The sequence below is a fragment of the Ruegeria atlantica genome (assembly GCF_013032005.1).
Lineage (GTDB): Bacteria > Pseudomonadota > Alphaproteobacteria > Rhodobacterales > Rhodobacteraceae > Ruegeria > Ruegeria atlantica_A.
The window spans coordinates 181,001-197,924 of the sequence record NZ_WQBE01000001.1 but is presented as its reverse complement, the minus strand read 5'-3'; the positions used below and the strand labels follow the sequence as shown (position 1 = coordinate 197,924).

At 58.0% G+C, this 16,924-nt stretch carries 17 protein-coding genes; 7 read left to right on the top strand and 10 right to left on the bottom strand.

Going from position 1 to position 16,924, the window contains the following annotated elements; all coding sequences use genetic code 11:
• Window positions 1-59 precede the first annotated feature (59 nt).
• Together GOX21_RS00995 and GOX21_RS00990 are read left to right on the top strand one after the other, a co-directional pair.
• Window positions 60-515, top strand: a complete 456-nt coding sequence (locus GOX21_RS00995) for an Lrp/AsnC family transcriptional regulator (RefSeq protein WP_058281113.1) — start codon at window positions 60-62, stop codon at window positions 513-515.
• 19 nt (window positions 516-534) lie between these two features.
• On the top strand, window positions 535-2,415 hold the full coding sequence (locus GOX21_RS00990; protein WP_170348386.1) for a monovalent cation:proton antiporter-2 (CPA2) family protein: 1,881 nt from the start codon (window positions 535-537) through the stop codon (window positions 2,413-2,415).
• 28 nt (window positions 2,416-2,443) lie between these two features.
• Here the strand turns inward: GOX21_RS00990 and cobT are convergent, their stop codons facing one another.
• On the bottom strand, window positions 2,444-3,457 hold the full coding sequence (gene cobT / locus GOX21_RS00985) for a nicotinate-nucleotide--dimethylbenzimidazole phosphoribosyltransferase (protein ID WP_170374879.1): 1,014 nt from the start codon (window positions 3,455-3,457) through the stop codon (window positions 2,444-2,446).
• A 79-nt stretch (window positions 3,458-3,536) separates the two neighbouring features.
• Here cobT and cobS point away from each other — a divergent pair, with 79 nt between their 5' ends.
• On the top strand, window positions 3,537-4,301 hold the full coding sequence (gene cobS, locus GOX21_RS00980) for an adenosylcobinamide-GDP ribazoletransferase (protein WP_170374877.1): 765 nt from the start codon (window positions 3,537-3,539) through the stop codon (window positions 4,299-4,301).
• Here the strand turns inward: cobS and GOX21_RS00975 are convergent.
• From GOX21_RS00975 to GOX21_RS00950, 6 genes are all read right to left on the bottom strand, one after another.
• Window positions 4,298-5,068, bottom strand: a complete 771-nt coding sequence (locus tag GOX21_RS00975) for a potassium channel family protein (protein WP_170348383.1) — start codon at window positions 5,066-5,068, stop codon at window positions 4,298-4,300. The two genes, cobS and GOX21_RS00975, sit on opposite strands and share 4 nt — an antisense overlap.
• 114 nt (window positions 5,069-5,182) lie before the next feature.
• Window positions 5,183-5,698, bottom strand: coding sequence for a CarD family transcriptional regulator (locus GOX21_RS00970; RefSeq protein WP_170348382.1), 516 nt, complete (start codon window positions 5,696-5,698; stop codon window positions 5,183-5,185).
• 282 nt (window positions 5,699-5,980) lie between these two features.
• Window positions 5,981-6,319 carry a ferredoxin FdxA gene (gene fdxA / locus GOX21_RS00965; protein ID WP_170348381.1) on the bottom strand — a complete coding sequence of 113 codons (339 nt, stop codon included), beginning with the start codon at window positions 6,317-6,319 and terminating at the stop codon, window positions 5,981-5,983.
• A gap of 66 nt (window positions 6,320-6,385) precedes the next feature.
• The gene (locus GOX21_RS00960; protein ID WP_170374875.1) at window positions 6,386-6,751 is read right to left on the bottom strand and encodes an RNA-binding S4 domain-containing protein; all 366 of its coding nucleotides are present in this window, start codon (window positions 6,749-6,751) and stop codon (window positions 6,386-6,388) included.
• Between the two features lie 6 nt (window positions 6,752-6,757).
• Window positions 6,758-9,565, bottom strand: coding sequence for a helicase-related protein (locus GOX21_RS00955; protein ID WP_170374873.1), 2,808 nt, complete (start codon window positions 9,563-9,565; stop codon window positions 6,758-6,760).
• 22 nt (window positions 9,566-9,587) lie between these two features.
• The gene (locus GOX21_RS00950) at window positions 9,588-10,196 is read right to left on the bottom strand and encodes a tetratricopeptide repeat protein (protein WP_170374871.1); all 609 of its coding nucleotides are present in this window, start codon (window positions 10,194-10,196) and stop codon (window positions 9,588-9,590) included.
• 30 nt (window positions 10,197-10,226) lie between these two features.
• On the opposite strand from GOX21_RS00950, the gene GOX21_RS00945 reads away from it, so the two are divergent.
• From GOX21_RS00945 to GOX21_RS00935, 3 genes are all read left to right on the top strand, one after another.
• Complete coding sequence (locus GOX21_RS00945) at window positions 10,227-10,517, top strand: SCP2 sterol-binding domain-containing protein (protein ID WP_058280950.1); 291 nt, start codon at window positions 10,227-10,229, stop codon at window positions 10,515-10,517.
• On the top strand, window positions 10,517-11,494 hold the full coding sequence (locus GOX21_RS00940) for an alpha/beta fold hydrolase (RefSeq protein WP_170374869.1): 978 nt from the start codon (window positions 10,517-10,519) through the stop codon (window positions 11,492-11,494). Before GOX21_RS00945 ends, GOX21_RS00940 begins: the two co-directional genes overlap by 1 nt.
• An 82-nt stretch (window positions 11,495-11,576) precedes the next feature.
• On the top strand, window positions 11,577-13,397 hold the full coding sequence (locus GOX21_RS00935; protein ID WP_170374867.1) for a M3 family oligoendopeptidase: 1,821 nt from the start codon (window positions 11,577-11,579) through the stop codon (window positions 13,395-13,397).
• Here GOX21_RS00935 and GOX21_RS00930 read toward each other — a convergent pair whose 3' ends face one another.
• From GOX21_RS00930 to GOX21_RS00920, 3 genes are read right to left on the bottom strand one after another with little or no spacing between them, the layout of a single operon-like run.
• Complete coding sequence (locus GOX21_RS00930; RefSeq protein WP_170374866.1) at window positions 13,398-14,273, bottom strand: DMT family transporter; 876 nt, start codon at window positions 14,271-14,273, stop codon at window positions 13,398-13,400.
• A 13-nt stretch (window positions 14,274-14,286) separates the two neighbouring features.
• On the bottom strand, window positions 14,287-14,556 hold the full coding sequence (locus tag GOX21_RS00925) for a DksA/TraR family C4-type zinc finger protein (RefSeq protein WP_170348374.1): 270 nt from the start codon (window positions 14,554-14,556) through the stop codon (window positions 14,287-14,289).
• Window positions 14,557-14,613: 57 nt separating this feature from the next.
• Complete coding sequence (locus GOX21_RS00920; protein ID WP_170374864.1) at window positions 14,614-15,588, bottom strand: Gfo/Idh/MocA family protein; 975 nt, start codon at window positions 15,586-15,588, stop codon at window positions 14,614-14,616.
• Window positions 15,589-15,740: 152 nt separating this feature from the next.
• On the opposite strand from GOX21_RS00920, the gene GOX21_RS00915 reads away from it, so the two are divergent.
• On the top strand, window positions 15,741-16,919 hold the full coding sequence (locus GOX21_RS00915) for a dipeptidase (protein ID WP_170374862.1): 1,179 nt from the start codon (window positions 15,741-15,743) through the stop codon (window positions 16,917-16,919).
• The last annotated feature ends 5 nt before the right edge of the window (window positions 16,920-16,924 follow it).

The following is a 16,924-nucleotide window of genomic DNA, read 5'->3' as shown; positions in this document are numbered from 1 at the left end:
AATAGGCAAGAGTGCGCAAATTCCGCATGTTTGCGCGAAATTTTGGAGATTTTCCGCATATGTTGGATTCCACCGATATGCGCCTGTTATCCGCTTTGCAGGTGGATGCCCATCTGACTGCACATCAACTGGGTGAGATGCTGAACCTGTCGCCCAGTCAGGCCGGGCGGCGGCGGCAACGGCTGGAGGCCGAAGGATACATCACCGGATACGCGGCGCGACTGGACCCGCTGAAACTTGGGCTGCATGTTCAGGGATTCGTTCAAGTACATCTGGGCACCCACGGCCCCGAACAATCGCAAAGCTTTGCACGCATGGTGGACACGCGGCCTGAGATCACCAGCGCCTGGACGATGACAGGTGAGGCAGATTACCTGCTGCATGTCTATTGCGACGATCTAGCCGCGCTCAACCGCTTGCTTCACCAGGTGATCCTGCCGCATCCTGCCGTGGCGCGGGTTCAAAGCCAAATCGTGATGGACCAACTCAAACGCGACGCCCCGTTGCCCACCTGACCCGACCGAAAGGACCGACATGGACGACTTCCTCTATCAGGCTTCGATCTATCTGGCAGCTGCCGTGATCGCAGTGCCGTTATCGGCGCGTCTGGGATTGGGGTCGGTGTTGGGATATCTGGCCGCCGGGATCGTCATCGGACCCATATTCGGGCTGGTTGGTGCGGAAACAGAAAGCCTGCAGCATGTGGCCGAGTTCGGCGTAGTTATGATGCTGTTCCTGATCGGACTGGAGCTTGAGCCGCGCGCGCTTTGGGACATGCGCGACAGACTTTTGGGGCTAGGCGGCTTGCAGGTCGGTCTGTCAACTGCCGCCATTGCTGCTGTTGCTATTTATGCGAACCACCCATGGTCAGTGGCGTTGGCCGTTGGTCTGACCCTATCGCTATCCTCGACGGCGATTGTGCTACAGACCCTGTCCGAAAAAGGGTTGATGCAGACGAACGGAGGCCGCGCCACGTTTTCCGTGCTGCTGACGCAGGATATCGCAGTGATCCCCATTCTGGCCTTGCTGCCGCTGTTGGCGCTGCCAGCCATGCCACATATCGAAAGCGACGGATCGATTGACCGCGGCGCGAAGGACTTGCACGACACGGCGCATCACAGCTTATCTCTGGTCGAGGGCCTGCCCGGTTGGGCCGTCACGCTGGTCACCCTTGGTGCCATCGCGTTTGTGATCCTTGCCGGCGTCTACCTGACGCGCCCCCTGTTCCGTTTCATCCACGCCACCCGCCTGCGCGAGATGTATACTGCGCTGGCCCTGATGATCGTCGTTGGGATATCCTTCTTGATGACCCTTGTTGGTCTGTCCCCCGCCCTGGGCGCTTTCCTGGCAGGCGTTGTTCTGGCCAGCTCGGAATTTCGGCACGAAATGGAAAGCGACCTTGAGCCCTTTAAGGGTTTGTTCCTAGGCCTGTTCTTCATCACTGTTGGTGCCGGAATTGACGTCGCCTATTTCTTCAACGACCCGCTTGAGCTGATCGGACTGGCGCTGCTGGTCATTCTGACAAAGGGGGCCATCCTGTATTTGGTCGGGCGCGCCTTCAAGCTGCGCGGGCGCGATCATTGGCTATTCACGCTGGGTCTGGCGCAGGCGGGTGAGTTCGGATTTGTCCTGCTGGCCTTTTCCACGCAGCAGAACGTAATCCCACCTGATTTGTCGCAGAAACTGCTGATGATTATCGCCCTGACCATGCTGATCACTCCGCTGTTGTTCATCATCTACGACCTTCTGTCCCGTCGGATCAGGGAGAATACCCCGCAGGTCGAACCTGACGAGATCGACGAAAAAGGCCCGGTGATCATCGCGGGCATTGGACGTTTTGGTCAGATCGTGAACCGGTTGGTGCGGGCCAGTGGGTTCAAGACCATCGTTCTGGATCATGATATCGAGACCATTCAACTTATGCGCCGCTTTGGCGTCAAAGGCTTCTTGGGCGATCCGACACGGCCCGAGTTGTTGCGTGCAGCGGGGCTTGATAAAGCCGCCGTTCTGGTTGCTGCAATGGACGACCGCAAGACTGTGACCCGTCTGGTCAGCTTTGCACGTCGCCAACGCCCGGATCTGCACATCATCGCGCGCGCGCATGACCGCACCCATGTGTATGAACTGTACCAGGCGGGCGCGAATGATATCGTGCGCGAGATGTTTGACAGCTCACTGCGCGCCGGTCGCTATGTGCTCGAGAATATCGGCCTCAGCGAATATGAGGCCGCACAAGCCGAGCAGACCTTTTATCATCACGACCGAGCCTCGATCCGGGATCTGGCCGAGCTTTGGATTCCCGGCATGCCGACGGCGGAAAACAAGAAATACATCGAGCGCGCCCAGCAATTCGAGAAAGACCTGGAAACCGAACTGCTGGAACTGGCTGAGAAACACGCTCAGAAATCGGCCTGATCCTTTTTGGCGGATCAAACCGTCCGGTTCAGCCGCCGGACACGCCGGCTTCAGCAAAGGTTGCCATACCTGAATGACAGGCAACCGCGCTTTTGAGGATATTGATCGCCAGCGCACCGCCCGACCCTTCGCCCAGGCGCAGCCCAAGGTTCAACAGTGGCTGTTTGCCCAGCTTCTCTAATACCGCACCGTGTGCGCCCTCGGCACTTTGATGGCCAGCTACGGCGTGATCCAAAGCCCCGGCAGACACATCGGCCAGACAGGCCGCCGCAGCCGAGCAGATGAAGCCATCCAAAATGACCGGAATACACAGAACACGGGCTGCTGCGATCGCTCCAGCCATGGCCGCAATCTCACGCCCGCCCAGACGGCGTAGGATCTCAAGCCCGTCACCCGATGCAGCGTGCAAGGCCACGCCCTCGGCCACCACGCGGGTTTTGTTCGCCAACCCGGCGTCATCCACACCGGTGCCACGCCCTGTCCAGTCCGAGGCTTCTCCCCCGAACAGAGCGCACGCGATTGCAGCAGCCGGGGTTGTGTTGCCGATCCCCATCTCTCCGACGACTAGCAGGTCGGACTTGGGGTCAACAGCTGTCCAACCGGCGCGCAAGGCGGACAACAGGTCTTCCTCGGACATCGCCGGGCCTGCGGTGAAATCCGCCGTTGGCCGGTCCAATTCCAATGCATGCACATCCATGGTGGCCCCTGCGGCCTTGGCCAATTGGTTGATTGCCGCACCGCCATGTTCAAAGTTCATGACCATCTGCACGGTCACATCTGGTGGAAAAGCCGACACACCCTGCGCCGTCACCCCGTGATTTCCTGCAAACACGATAACCTGCGGTGCCAAGATTTGCGGGCGGGCATCGCCACGCCAACCGGCATACCAGATCGCCAATTCCTCAAGCCGCCCCAGCGCGCCGGGCGGTTTGGTGAGCTGTCCGTTCCGGTCAGCCGCGCCCTGCAATGCGGCATCATTCGAACCCGGCGCCTGACTCAGGGCGTCGCGGAGTGTTTTCAGGTCATTAAGTTCGGGCAGCATCCAAAGCCTCGTTGCATCAGAGTGGTCCTGTGTGTTTAACCGAAGCGTCCGATCCAACAAGACCCCGAAAGGCGCGGGAGTGCATAAAAACGACACCAAGCTGTTTTCCGTGTGGGATATACCACTAGCGCTGGTCTTGCTGACCCGCCTACCGCTGCCGCGGCTACCGGAAAACACCTTTGCACGGCAGGCCAGCGCCGCCTGGGCGTTTCCCGTGGTCGGTTTGACTATAGGGCTGCTGGCTTGCGCGGTTGGTTGGGCCACGATGGCTTTGAATTTACCCGCTATGGTCAGCGCGGTTTTCCTGGTTGCGGTTCTGATCATGACCACCGGTGCGATGCACGAAGATGGTTTGGCCGATACCGTAGACGGACTTTGGGGTGGGTTCACCCAGGAGCGCCGATTAGAAATCATGAAGGACAGCCATATTGGCGCCTATGGTGTTCTGGCTCTGATCTTCACGCAGTTGATACGCGTCGCTTTGATTGCAACCCTGTTAACGGCAAGCAACTATGCCGCAATCCTTGCGGCCTGCATCTTGTCCCGCGCGGTTATGCCGGTTCTGATGAATGCCCTGCCAAATGCGCGCAATAGTGGTCTGAGCCACTCGGTCGGAGGGCCGCGAGGTGTGACGGTTGCATCGGGTTTTGGATTGGCTTTGCTAGGCGCGGTACTTTTGATGGGCGCTGCGGCCATTCCACCAACTTTCGTCGCTGCGCTGGTTGTTGCGGTGCTCGCCGGGGTCGCAAAGGCCAAAATCGGTGGTCAGACCGGTGATATCCTAGGGGCTTCGCAGCAATTGGCAGAACTGACATTCATGACCGCGGTCGTAGCCGCGCTTTAGGCCGTACCACCGGTTTCGATACGCAGCGTTTCGCCGCAGTGCTTGCAATGTACCGCGTCAGGATCATGCCGATAAAGGCCACAGCTGGGGCACTTGTGGCGCACTTTCTGCGGCATGAAAACGGCCTGCGCCAGACGCACGAACAGCGCCACACCCACAACCATTATGAAAACTGAGAACAACTTGCCTGCCGGTGTCGCCAAGGTGATGTCGCCGAACCCTGTCGTCGTCAGCGTCGCCATGGTGAAATAAAGCGCATCAATATAGGCATGCGGGCTGCTATCAGGAATGAAGAACACCAGAACCGCCGTTGAGGTCGCGAATACGAATACAAGCAGATTGATCGCCGCGATGACGGCATCCTCATGCGTTCGGAAAAACTGACTGTCACGCCGCAAATCCCGCAGCAAGTGATAGGAATGGATCAGGCGCAACGCGCGCAATATTCGCACGAAGGCCAAGTTTCCGGGCAAGAACGGCTCAAGCAGCAGCGAGGCGATCACGACGATATCGGCCAGTGTGTAAATCTTGCACAGAAGTTTCCAGCGGTCTTTCGAAATCCATAACCGGGCCAAAAAATCCAGCAAGATGAGAAACCCGACGCACAGACTGGCAAGCGTGATCCCCGGCCCATGCGGCACATTCGCCGTGGACACGAAGAACACGATCGACGCGGCGTCAAACAGGATCAAGCCATAGCGGAACCAGACCGAAATCGGGTCATGCGCGATGTACAGAAACTTAACGGTTTGCTTTATCCTGGTCATGTATCCGCCTCTGACTACTGGAAAATTAGCGGCAAAAGCGGATTTCACCAAGACAAGACACAAAAAAGGCCGCCCCCTTTTCAGGAGCGGCCCCAATTTCAGAATTGCCAGATATCAGGCGGCAGCAGCGCGCGAGGTCAGCACCTCATCAACTTGCTTGGCGGCCGAAACCTCACCGGCGCCGGACACAGCGGCCACTTCGCGGGTCAGACGCTCTAGCGCGGCTTCGTACAGCTGACGCTCGGAATAGCTCTGCTCGCGCTGATCGTCTGTGCGGTGCAAGTCGCGCACCACTTCGGCAATCGAAATCAGATCGCCCGAGTTGATTTTTTGTTCATATTCCTGCGCCCGGCGCGACCACATGGCGCGTTTCACCTTGGCCTTGCCCTTGAGCGTCTTCATCGCCTGGCTGATGACATCGGGCGAACTGAGTGACCGCAAGCCGGACTCGGTGACTTTGTTGGTCGGCACCCGCAGGGTCATTTTGTCTTTTTCAAAGGAGATAACGAACAGCTCAAGCGAATATCCCGCGACTTCCTGCTCTTCGATCGAGATAATCTGACCCACGCCATGCGCAGGGTAGACAACATAGTCATTCGGGCGGAACTCAAGCTTTTTCGACTTAGACATACAGGTTCATCCTTGGTTATAGAGTAAGATGCGGACAACAAAACAGCCTAGCCGGTGCCATTTCGGCCCCGTCAGGTGGCTTGTTTGTCAAAAAATCAGAACTCCAAAGCACACATACTTACGGAGTACATCCCCATCTCATTCATCATTCAGCTTTCGATTATATCACAAAATTACGACATCTGAAAGGGCACGCCCAAAAATGGCCGTGAAACCTTATAAGTTTCAAAGCGTTGCAACTTGTTTCTACACCTGAACCGACAAGTTCAGAGAGCGAATCGCTTAGCCGCCTTCGCCGGGCGCTTCCGAGAAATACTTCTCCATTTTACCCTCTTCGCCGTCGCGCTCTTCGGCCTCGGGCAGCGGGTCTTTCTTGGTCACGATCACCGGCCATTGTTCCGAGTATTTCCGGTTGAATTCCACCCACTGGTCCATCCCCGGCTCAGTGTCAGGGCGAATGGCGTCAGCGGGGCACTCGGGCTCACACACGCCGCAGTCGATGCATTCATCGGGATGAATGACCAAAGTGTTCTCACCTTCGTAGAAACAATCCACCGGGCATACTTCGACGCAGTCGGTGTATTTGCAGCCAATGCAGTTTTCGGTGACAACATAGGTCATAGTGGGAATCCCGTTTGCGGTTTGGGCGTTTAGCTAATCCAGTATTATACTGTCTTCAAGGGCGGATCAGCCCCTAGTGGTACGAGAAAGATCAAGCGCGCGCCGATCTTTCTTGGTTGGACGACCTTTTCCTTCGAATCCGGGGTTTCCGGGCGGCGCGTCCTTCTTTTCGGTCATATCGAAGTACAGTGTTTGCGCTTCGGGTGCAGGGCCGCGTCGTTCGCCCAGCTTTTCCACGCGAACGACGCGTACAACTCGCCCTTGCGGGAAGGTCAGAACATCACCGGGTTCTACAGCTTGCGCTGGTTTCAGAACCCGGTTTCCGTTCAACCGAACATGGCCGCCGCTGACCTGTTTAGTGGCCAGGCTGCGGGTCTTGAAGAACCGCGCCTGCCAAAGCCATTTGTCGATCCGCAGCTTGGCCTCAGCCATCGGCGTTTAGTTACCGTCTTTCAAACCCATGAGCGCAGCTGCAAACGGGTTATCGGGGTCGATCGCCTTTTCTTTCTTGGGCGGTCGGGAGGAGAAGGTCTTGGCCCCTTGCGGCTTGCCACCCTTCTTGCCCTGCGGTTTGCCGCGACCATCCTGCGGTTTACCGCGCGGCTTGCCTTTGCCCTGCCCCTGCCTCTGTTCACGACGCGGGCCACGGTTGGCCTGACGCTGACGACCCCAAGTGAACGTATAGAACACCTCGACCTCGGGTTCATCCGTTGCCGGAGCCTCGGCTGCCGCCTCGGTGCTGTCGGTGGCCTCGGCTGGCGCCTCGGCGGGGGTGGCGACCTCTTCGGTTGCCGATTCTGGTGCCGGGGATTCTTCGACAGCGGGTTGCTCGACCGCATTGGTCTCAGGAGTTTCGGCAGGTGCCGCTTTCACCTTTTCACGCTCGCCACGCTCGGCTTTATAGCCCAGCCCCTGCATAAGGTCAGCGAACTGTTCCAGCGTCATACCGGTGATCGACAGCATGTCGGGCTTGGCTTCAAACCCGCCACGGCTGTCTTCGGCGCGCAACATGTCGGCCAGACGTTCCAGCATGTCGATCCGGATCGAGCGCTCGCCCGCATCGCGGTAGCCACACATGGTGTCGTACCCTTCGGGTGCATCCTTCGCGACCGGTACGGTGACAAGACCCGGAGGCGGTGCTTCGGGGAATTCCTGCAGCCCATTGGCCAGAGCCCACAAAACCAGACGCAGACGCGTCGGCGCAGGTTTCAGCAGCAGCGGCATGAAGATGGTGAACTGACCGAACCGGATGCCGTGCTTGCGTAGCGCGCCGCGGGCGTCCTGATCCAGATCCTTGACCTCTTGCGCGACGCCTGCACGCGGCAGCACGCCCAGTGCCTCGACCATGCGGAAGGCGAAGCCTTTGGCCACTCCGGACAGTTCCTCGTCCCGCGACAGGTTCAGCAACGGTTCGAACAACGCGGCCACTTTACGGTCGATGAAATGCTGCAGACGGCGCTGCACTTTCTGCTCAACCTCTGGGCCTGCGGCCTCATCCACAAACACCTCGACCATCGGCTTGAGCGGTTCAGCCCCGGCAACCAGTTTGCCAACGGCATATTCGCCCCACATCAGGCCGCCCTGATCGGTAAAATCAATTTCGGTATCGGGCGCATTGTAGAAGCGATCGGCGCGCAGATGGAATTGCGGCGCGAGTGCTTGCAAAGAGGCCGATTTCAAAGCTTTCGCCTCGGTTCCTTGCGCGCTTTTGTCCGGGATAAACCGGAACCCTTCCAGACGACCGACGAATTCGCCTTCGACGGTCACTTCACCCTTGTCATTTACTTCGGCCAAAAGGGCCTCCTTCTGTTTGAGCCGGCGCAGCAACACTGACGTGCGCCGGTCCACAAATCTTTGAGTCAAACGATCATGCAATGCGTCTGACAGCCTGTCTTCTACAGTGCGTGTTTCGTCACGCCAATGTGATTCGTCATGCACCCAACCGTTTCGCTGCGCAACATATGTCCAGGTGCGAATATATGCCAACCTTTTAGACAAAGCATCGATATCTCCGTCGGTTCTGTCGATCCGGCGGATTTGCCGCGCCATGAAATCATCTGGGATCGAACCGCGTTCATGCAAGTGGCCATAGATCACTTCGAGCAGGCTGGCGTGTTCCGCGTGGCTGATGCCGCGAAAATCGGGGATTCGGCACACATCCCACAACAAACGGATCGATTGACCATCACTGGCACGGGCGGCAACCTCGGTCACTTGCGAGAGCGATTTCAGCACATTCAGATCGTCTGCAGGCCGCGCCTTGACCAGGTGTTCGTCATTCGGGCTGACCTCAAGCGAGTCGATCAGTGCGTCAATCGAGCCAAATCGCAAAGCAGCATTCCGCCAGTTCAGCTTTTTCATCGGCGTAAAGCGGCTGTCCATGATCGCCTGCGCCACGCCGTCTTCCAGCGGTGGGGCCTCACCGGTCACGCCAAAAGTGCCGTCCGACATGCCGCGCCCGGCCCGACCTGCGATCTGCGCCAGTTCGTTCGGGGCTAGAGGGCGCATTCTGCGTCCGTCAAATTTGCTCAGGGACGAGAACGCCACATGGTTCACATCCAGATTCAACCCCATCCCGATGGCATCGGTGGCGACCAGATAGTCGACCTCGCCATTCTGATACAAATCGACCTGCGCGTTCCGTGTGCGCGGGCTGAGGGCGCCCATGACCACGGCCGCACCACCCTTTTGGCGGCGCAAAAGCTCGGCAATCGCATAGACATTATCAACCGAGAACCCGACAATTGCGCTGCGCGATGGCATGCGGCTGATTTTTTTGGATCCTGCATAGACCAGCTGCGACATCCGCTCGCGCCGAACAAACTGTGCCTCTGGAACCAAAGCCGCGATGGAACCGCGCATGGTGTCCGAACCCAGAAACAGCGTTTCGCTCGTACCGCGTGCGCGCAGCAGGCGGTCGGTGAAGACGTGACCGCGTTCTGGATCGGCGCACAGTTGGATTTCGTCGATGGCAACGAAATCTGCGCCCATACCTTCGGGCATCGCCTCGACCGTGCAGACCCAATATTGGGCGCGGGGCGGCACGATCCGTTCCTCGCCCGTGACCAGTGCCACGACAGACGGGCCGCGAATGGCGACGATCTTGTCATAAACCTCTCGCGCCAAAAGACGCAGTGGCAGACCGATCACTCCGGTCCGATAGCCCAGCATCCGCTCGATCGCGTAATGGGTTTTACCTGTGTTGGTCGGGCCAAGTACGGCCACAATTCGGGATGACCCGCTCACCTTTGCCCCCTGCCTCGGTTCTTTAGAGGGCCGAACCCTCGACCTGAGGCTTCAGTCGATTCACCGCATTGGTTACTTCTTCATGATGAGGATGTATAGCCAGTGCACGCTCATACGCATCCAGTGCCTTGTCGGGCTGTTCGATGACCTCAAAAATCAAGCCAAGCCCGAAAATGGCCTCGTAATTGTTCGGGTTCAGAGTCAGCGCGTGTTCCAGATCAGCGGCGGCCATGCCAAAGCGGTCCATTCCAAAAAACGCCGAGGCACGCAGGTGCCACCCTTCAGCAAAGCCGGGCGCATGGTCGGTCAGGGCCGTAAGGTGTTCAACCGCGGTCAACACATCCCCGTCATCCAGCGCCTCGCGCCCGCGTTCCAGCAACAAATCCGCCGAGGCCGAGCCCGATTGCGACCACAGAGCTTTGAGTTGACGGTCGATACCAATCGCCTGTTCCGGCGTGGAAAGCGCCAATTGCTGTAGCAAGGCGTCCTCGTCACGCGAATCCGCCTGTTGTGCCACCGAACTGGTGGAAAACATGACCGTGACAAAAAGTGCCGTGACGGTACGTTTGAGATTGTTGATTGCAATGCCCATAACAATGTTCAGTGTAGCGTTGCGACCGGGGATGTCCATTCACGGCGCAGAAACAAAATGAGGAACACCATGAGCGACATTCTTGAAAAAGCCGCAGCCGCGCTGAACGAAAAGCTGTCCGGCGGCGATTTCGACGCATCGGCCAAATTTGCCATCGCCGATCTGGGTGCTATCGTACTGGACGCGGACGGCGCACGTGTCAGCGATGACGACGCAGATGTCACCCTGAGCGCAGATGCGGATACGTTCGAACAAATCCTCAGCGGCGACCTGAACCCCACCGGTGCGTTCATGTCGGGCAAGCTGAGCGTGGATGGAGACATGGGTATTGCCATGAAACTCGCCTCGGTGCTGGCCTGATGAAGTTCTCGCCGGCCCCTTTCTTTGAAGACGTGGCCGGCGGACCTGCCGGTGGTGCGGCCCATTGGGTGACGACTGCGGACGATACGCGTATCCGTGTGGGTCACTGGTACCACGAAGGTGCAACAAACGGCACGGTGATGATGTTCCCCGGTCGGACGGAATACATCGAAAAATACGGCAACACGGCGGTTGAATTTATCGACCGTGGGTTTGCCTTTCTGGCCGTTGACTGGCGCGGTCAGGGGTTGGCAGACCGTTTGCTGGACGATCCCCGGGTCGGCCATGTCGATCAGTTCACCGACTATCAACAAGACGTGCATGCCGCCTTGGAACTTGCCGCCCAACTTGATTTGCCCAAACCCTGGTACGTGATCGGCCATTCGATGGGCGGCGCAATTGGTCTGCGCGCGGTGCTGGAGCGAGACGTTTTTGCAGCCTGCGCCTTTACCGGCCCGATGTGGGGGATCTTTTTCACACCGATCATGAAACCGCTCAGCAGGTTGACGGCCTATTGGGGGCCACGAATTGGGCTGGGTGAGAAAACGCCTCCGACCACGTCGCTGGAAAGTTACGTCGCCTCACAACCCTTCGAAGGCAACATGCTGACGCGCGATGCGGCGATGTATCAAATGATGAAAGACCAGCTTGAGGCGCACCCGGAACTGGCCCTTGGCGCGCCTTCGACCATTTGGCTGCGCGAAGCACTGGACGAATGCGCCTGGCTGATGGAACAAACCGCTCCCGCGACGCCCGCCCTGACCTTCCTTGGCAGTCACGAGCAAATCGTTGACCGCAAAGCGATCCGGGCGCGGATGGCCAACTGGCCCAGCGGCACACTGGTTGAAATTCCCGATGGCGAACATGAGGTGCTGATGGAGGCACCGGATGTGCGCGGCCCCGTCTTCGATCAACTGACGGCACATTTTTTGGCCGCCCATTCGGACACACCGACCTCGGCTGCTCTTTCCAGCTAAACAAAACCTCACGCAAAGGCGGCTTGTGATCCGGGCCGCCCGCGCCTAGATGTTTGCCAAAGCAGATATTCCGAGGTGATCCATGCGCGACCTTCCCTTTCCCGTCCGTGACGCAAACGCAGCCGGAGGTGCCGGCGATCTTGGCAACCTGCCGGAATGGGATCTGACTGACCTCTACAGCTCGGAAGAAGCGCCGGAACTGGACCGCGATCTGGAATGGCTTGAGGGTGAGTGCGCGTCCTTCGCCGCCGACTACGAAGGCAAGCTGGCCGATTTGGATGCCGAAAGCCTGCTGAACTGCGTGCAGCGCAACGAAAAGATCAACGCCATCGCGGGCCGCATCATGTCCTTTGCCGGTCTGCGCTATTACCAACTGACCACAGATGCTGAGCGCGCCAAATTCCTGTCGGATATGCAGGAGAAAATCACCATTTACACCACGCCGCTGGTGTTCTTCACGCTTGAGATCAACCGCATCGACGATGACGCGCTGAAAACAAGTTTTGATGCAAACGACGATTTGGCCCGTTACGAGCCCGTGTTCCGCCGCATTCGCGCGATGAAGCCCTATCAGCTGTCTGATGAGCTAGAAAAATTCCTGCACGATCTGGGCGTTGTAGGTGACGCTTGGGAACGTCTGTTCGATGAAACCATCGCCGGACTGACCTTCACCGTTGATGGTGAAGAACTGAACATCGAAGGCACCCTGAACCTGCTGACTGAACAGGACCGCTCCAAGCGTGAGGCGGCGGCACGCGAATTGGCGGCTGTGTTTCAGGACAACGTCAAAACCTTCGCCCGCGTACACAACACGCAGGCCAAGGAAAAGGAAATCGTCGACCGTTGGCGCAATATGCCCACGGCACAAACCGGTCGCCACCTTTCAAACGATGTCGAACCCGAGGTGGTCGAGGCCCTGCGCGAGGCTGTTGTGGCTGCGTACCCCAAGCTCAGCCACCGCTACTACGAACTGAAGCGTAAGTGGCTTGGTCTGGACATCATGCAGGTCTGGGATCGCAATGCGCCGCTTCCGATGGAAGACACCCGCATCGTGGGCTGGGACGAAGCCGAGAAAACCGTGATGGACGCCTATAACGCGTTCGACCCGCGTATGGGCGAAATCGCGGCACCGTTCTTTTCGAAGGGCTGGATCGACGCGGCTGTAAAACCGGGCAAGGCACCGGGCGCATTTGCGCATCCAACCGTCACCGAGGTGCACCCCTATGTCATGCTCAACTATCTGGGCAAGCCGCGCGACGTGATGACCCTTGCGCATGAACTGGGCCATGGCGTGCATCAGGTTCTGGCCGCAGATCAGGGTGAGATGCTGTCATCCACCCCGCTGACCCTGGCCGAAACCGCCAGCGTATTCGGCGAGATGCTGACTTTCCGCAAAATGCTGGACCAGGCAGAAACGCCCGAGCAGCGCAAGGTGCTGTTGGCCGGTAAGGTAGAGGATATGATCAACACGGTTGTCCGTCAGATCGCCTTTTATGATTTTGAATGCAAACTGCACGCGGCACGGCGTGAAGGCGAACTGACCCCGGATGACATCAACGCCCTGTGGATGAGTGTTCAGGCTGAAAGCCTTGGCCCCGCATTCGAATTCATGGACGGGTACGAAACCTTCTGGGCTTATATCCCGCATTTCGTCCACTCACCCTTCTATGTCTACGCATATGCGTTTGGGGATGGGTTGGTGAACGCGCTCTATTCCGTTTACGAAAGCGGGTCCGAAGAGTTCGAAGACAAGTATTTCGAAATGCTGCGCGCCGGTGGGTCCAAACACCACAAAGAACTGCTTGCCCCGTTCGGGCTGGACGCCAGCGATCCGAAATTCTGGGACAAGGGCTTGTCGATGATTTCGGGCTTCATCGACGAATTGGAAGCGATGGAAAACTGATCACTTCTGACTTTTGGTCGTCAGGAACACGGCGGCTACGATCAACACCGCCCCAAGGGCTGCAATCGGCGTGATTGCGGCCCCGAGAAACAGCGCCGAGTTGATGAAAGTGAACACGACCGAGGCGGCGAACATCAAGGTCGCTGTCAGCGTCGACACCCGCGCGGCGGCCTCGTACCACAAGTAATAGGCCAGCGCGGTCGGAAGCACCCCCAGCAGGAGCAGGAAGACCACGTCATTGGCCGTCGGAACTTGCAACGAAAACACGGCCAGCGGCAGCAACAAAACGCCAGAACATAGGAATATCCCGAAGAGGAAATTCAGACGCTCTGCGGTTGATTCCGAATTGCGCATCGCGCGGCTGCTTGAGATCAGAAATACCGCCCAGCTGAGGCCCGCACCGATTTCAAGCAGATCGCCGAACAAGGGGTCTCCGCCCCCTTGGAAATCCTGATAAACTGTTAGAAAAACGCCCAGAATTGCCAACGCTGTGGCCAGAACATCGGTGCGTGTGACGGGGGTGTCGGCAAAGAAGTACAAAAACACCAGCACGAAGAATGGCGCCGTATTTTCAAGCACTATCGCATTGGCCGCACCGGTATATTCCAAGCCGATATGGAACAGGATGTAGTTGACGATCGTCGACAGAACCGCCAGCCGAAAGTTCCAGTCGCTCAGACGGATCGACACGGCAACCCGCATCAAGCGCAGCATGCAATAGATGGCCATCGCAGCAATGAACAGGCGCGTCACCGCAATTTGCAGCCCTCCCAGATCGCTGGTCAGATAGCGCACGATGACGCTGTGTGTGCCCCAAAGGAAGGCGGCCAGAAACCCAAGCACCAGACCATTTTGAAAAAGCTTGGTGTCGGGCATCCTTCGGATCCGCTTACTTCAACTGACTGTCTTTAGAGCCACGCCGATTGATCCCAGAACGCGCTTTGAAAGCCCCATCCCGTTCCTGCTGGCAATCCAGACACAGCTTGACGCCCGGCAAGGCCAAACGCCGTTTCTCGGGGATCGGTTCCTCGCATTCGGCGCAATGGGTCAGGCTTTCGCCCACTGGCTGTTTTTGCGCCTGCATCCGGGCAAGCTCATCCGAAATGGATGCTTCGATCTGTTCACTCACTGCGCCGTCACGCGCCCAACCGCCTGCCATGGCGTCCTCCTGATCAGGTGCACGCCAGATTAGCCGAGCCGGACGCGACGTGGCAAGTCAGAGGGAAACCGCCCCTTCCAGCACGCGATCGATCATCTCCTGCGTCCCGCGTGAGAATTCAAGCGGACATGGGTATTTGACACCTTCGCGCACGGATCGGCAAAACGCCTCGACCTGCAACTTGTAATGGTCATCCCCGGGAAAGCGCGTGACCTGAACCTCAAGCCCCGGACGGTGCAATTCCACGCGCGCCTCACCAAAGACGCGCGCGTTGAACGGAGCGGTCAGGCGAATAACGCCACCTTCGCCGTGAAACACCATCTCTTGATGCGGATGCATGCGGATCGAGACATAGGCGGAATAGGTAAAATCCGGAAATTGTGCGCGAATTTCCGTGAAGGTGTCGATCCCGTCCTGCCAACGAATGGCCGACTCCACCCGTACCGGCTCCTGCCCCGTCGCAAATCGCGCGCCGCCGATCACATAAACACCGATGTCGCGCAGCCCGCCACCGCCGGTCTCGGCACGATTGCGGATGTTTCCGGTATCCGCGCGATTGTCGAAACTGAAGGCACCGGTCACATGCACCAATTTGCCGATGGCCCCATCGGAAATCAACTTTCGCACCAATTGCCACTGCGGATGATGGACGATCATGTAAGCCTCGGCCGCCAGCAGCCCGGTCTTATCCCGTTTTTTGATCAGGGTGTCGAACTCGGCCCCGGTCATGGCCATCGGCTTTTCACACAGTACATGCTTGCCCGCTTCTAGTGCCTTCAGACTCCATTCCACATGCAGGTGGTTGGGCAAAGGAATATAAACAGCCTCAATCTGAGGGTCCGCAAGCAACGCGTCATAACTGTCATAAACCACCAAGTCAGAACAAAAGGCCCGAAACGGTTCAGCCTTGGCTGCGTCTGACGTGGCCAGCCCGGCCAGACGCGCGCCGTGGGCCGCATGAATCGCCGGTGCCATGAATTGCCGCGCGAATTTGGCAGCACCCAGAACGCCCCATTGAACTGGTATATGCATAATTTCCTCCGACATGTGTAATCAGGGGCGATCCAATCGTTATCGCTAACAGCCCCATTTCCTGACCTTCTAGCAACCATCCGACGTTAAGTCAGGCTTTTATCTGCATGGAACCTTCGTAGTCTGCCCCCAATGGTTGAAAGGGAGTGAGAATGAAACGGGTCCTCAAGTGGATTGGCGGTCTGCTGTTGCTTGCAGTTGTGGTCGGTGCCGTCGTGTTTTTCGGATTTCTTCCGTCTTACATTGAAGCTGATCGGAACAACGTGATCGCCCATGCCCCCTATGCGGTGTCCGACGATGCCGCCGCATTGCACGAAACCCTGATCGTCGGCGACTTACACGCGGACCCCCTGTTGTGGAGCCGTGATCTGACCGAACGCGGTACACGTGGGCAGGTAGATATCCCACGACTGATCGAGGGGAACGTCGCGCTACAGGTCTTTACTGCCGTCACCAAATCCCCTGCCGGTCAGAACTATGACGCGAACTCGGCTGAGTCTTTTGATAACATTACCCTTTTGGCCATCGGACAGTTGTGGCCATTGCGCACGTGGGACAGCCTGAAGGAACGCGCCGTCTATCAGGCGGAAAAGCTACATCAGTTCGAAGCGGCCTCGGACGGGCAGCTGAAAGTCGTCAAGACAAGGGCTGACCTGGACGCCGTGCTGGCTGCCCGTGCGGCAGGCCAACCCGTTGTCGGAGGCATCCTGGGCATTGAAGGCGCGCATGCGCTAGAGGGCGATCTGAACAATCTGGACGCTCTGTTCGACGCCGGCCACCGAGTGTTTGGACTGCACCACTTTTTTGACAACGAACTGGGCGGATCATTGCATGGGGTGGGCAACGCTGGCCTGACAGAGTTCGGCCGTCAGCTTGTGGCAGACCTGACGCTACGGCCCGTAGTGATCGATTTGGCCCATTCCAGCCCTCAGGTCGCGCGTGACGTGATCGATATGACTGATGTTCCCCTGATCGTCAGCCACAGCGGCTTGCACGGATTCTGCCCGGTCAAACGCAATTATCCCGACGATCTGATGCAACAGATTGCCGCCACCGGCGGTGTAATCGGCATGGGCTATTGGGCGGACGTAACCTGCGGGGACATCACCCCGACCGGCATCGCCAAGATGATAAAGGCAGCCATCCAGACCGTTGGCGAAGACCATGTCTCGTTGGGGTCAGACTATGATGGCTCAGTAGAAACCGCATTTGACACATCGGAATTGGCGGCCCTGACCTCGGCATTGTTGGATCAGGGATTGACCGAAGCTCAGGTTCGGAAAGTGATGGGTGAGAATATGGTGAGAGTTTTCCAGCAACAATTGAACTAGTTGCA

What these genes read in the sequence shown, in the direction of transcription:
- GOX21_RS00925 (WP_170348374.1), bottom strand. Translation starts at nt 14,556, where the DNA reads ATGGCAGGCGGTTGGGCGCGTGACGGCGCAGTGAGTGAACAGATCGAA.
- GOX21_RS00975 (WP_170348383.1), bottom strand. Translation starts at nt 5,068, where the DNA reads ATGACCAGGATAAAGCAAACCGTTAAGTTTCTGTACATCGCGCATGAC.
- fdxA (WP_170348381.1), bottom strand. Translation starts at nt 6,319, where the DNA reads ATGACCTATGTTGTCACCGAAAACTGCATTGGCTGCAAATACACCGAC.
- GOX21_RS00945 (WP_058280950.1), top strand. Translation starts at nt 10,227, where the DNA reads ATGAGCGACATTCTTGAAAAAGCCGCAGCCGCGCTGAACGAAAAGCTG.
- GOX21_RS00930 (WP_170374866.1), bottom strand. Translation starts at nt 14,273, where the DNA reads ATGCCCGACACCAAGCTTTTTCAAAATGGTCTGGTGCTTGGGTTTCTG.
- GOX21_RS00915 (WP_170374862.1), top strand. Translation starts at nt 15,741, where the DNA reads ATGAAACGGGTCCTCAAGTGGATTGGCGGTCTGCTGTTGCTTGCAGTT.
- GOX21_RS00935 (WP_170374867.1), top strand. Translation starts at nt 11,577, where the DNA reads ATGCGCGACCTTCCCTTTCCCGTCCGTGACGCAAACGCAGCCGGAGGT.
- GOX21_RS00940 (WP_170374869.1), top strand. Translation starts at nt 10,517, where the DNA reads ATGAAGTTCTCGCCGGCCCCTTTCTTTGAAGACGTGGCCGGCGGACCT.
- GOX21_RS00990 (WP_170348386.1), top strand. Translation starts at nt 535, where the DNA reads ATGGACGACTTCCTCTATCAGGCTTCGATCTATCTGGCAGCTGCCGTG.
- GOX21_RS00920 (WP_170374864.1), bottom strand. Translation starts at nt 15,588, where the DNA reads ATGCATATACCAGTTCAATGGGGCGTTCTGGGTGCTGCCAAATTCGCG.
- GOX21_RS00950 (WP_170374871.1), bottom strand. Translation starts at nt 10,196, where the DNA reads ATGGACATCCCCGGTCGCAACGCTACACTGAACATTGTTATGGGCATT.
- cobT (WP_170374879.1), bottom strand. Translation starts at nt 3,457, where the DNA reads ATGCTGCCCGAACTTAATGACCTGAAAACACTCCGCGACGCCCTGAGT.
- GOX21_RS00960 (WP_170374875.1), bottom strand. Translation starts at nt 6,751, where the DNA reads ATGGCTGAGGCCAAGCTGCGGATCGACAAATGGCTTTGGCAGGCGCGG.
- GOX21_RS00970 (WP_170348382.1), bottom strand. Translation starts at nt 5,698, where the DNA reads ATGTCTAAGTCGAAAAAGCTTGAGTTCCGCCCGAATGACTATGTTGTC.
- GOX21_RS00995 (WP_058281113.1), top strand. Translation starts at nt 60, where the DNA reads ATGTTGGATTCCACCGATATGCGCCTGTTATCCGCTTTGCAGGTGGAT.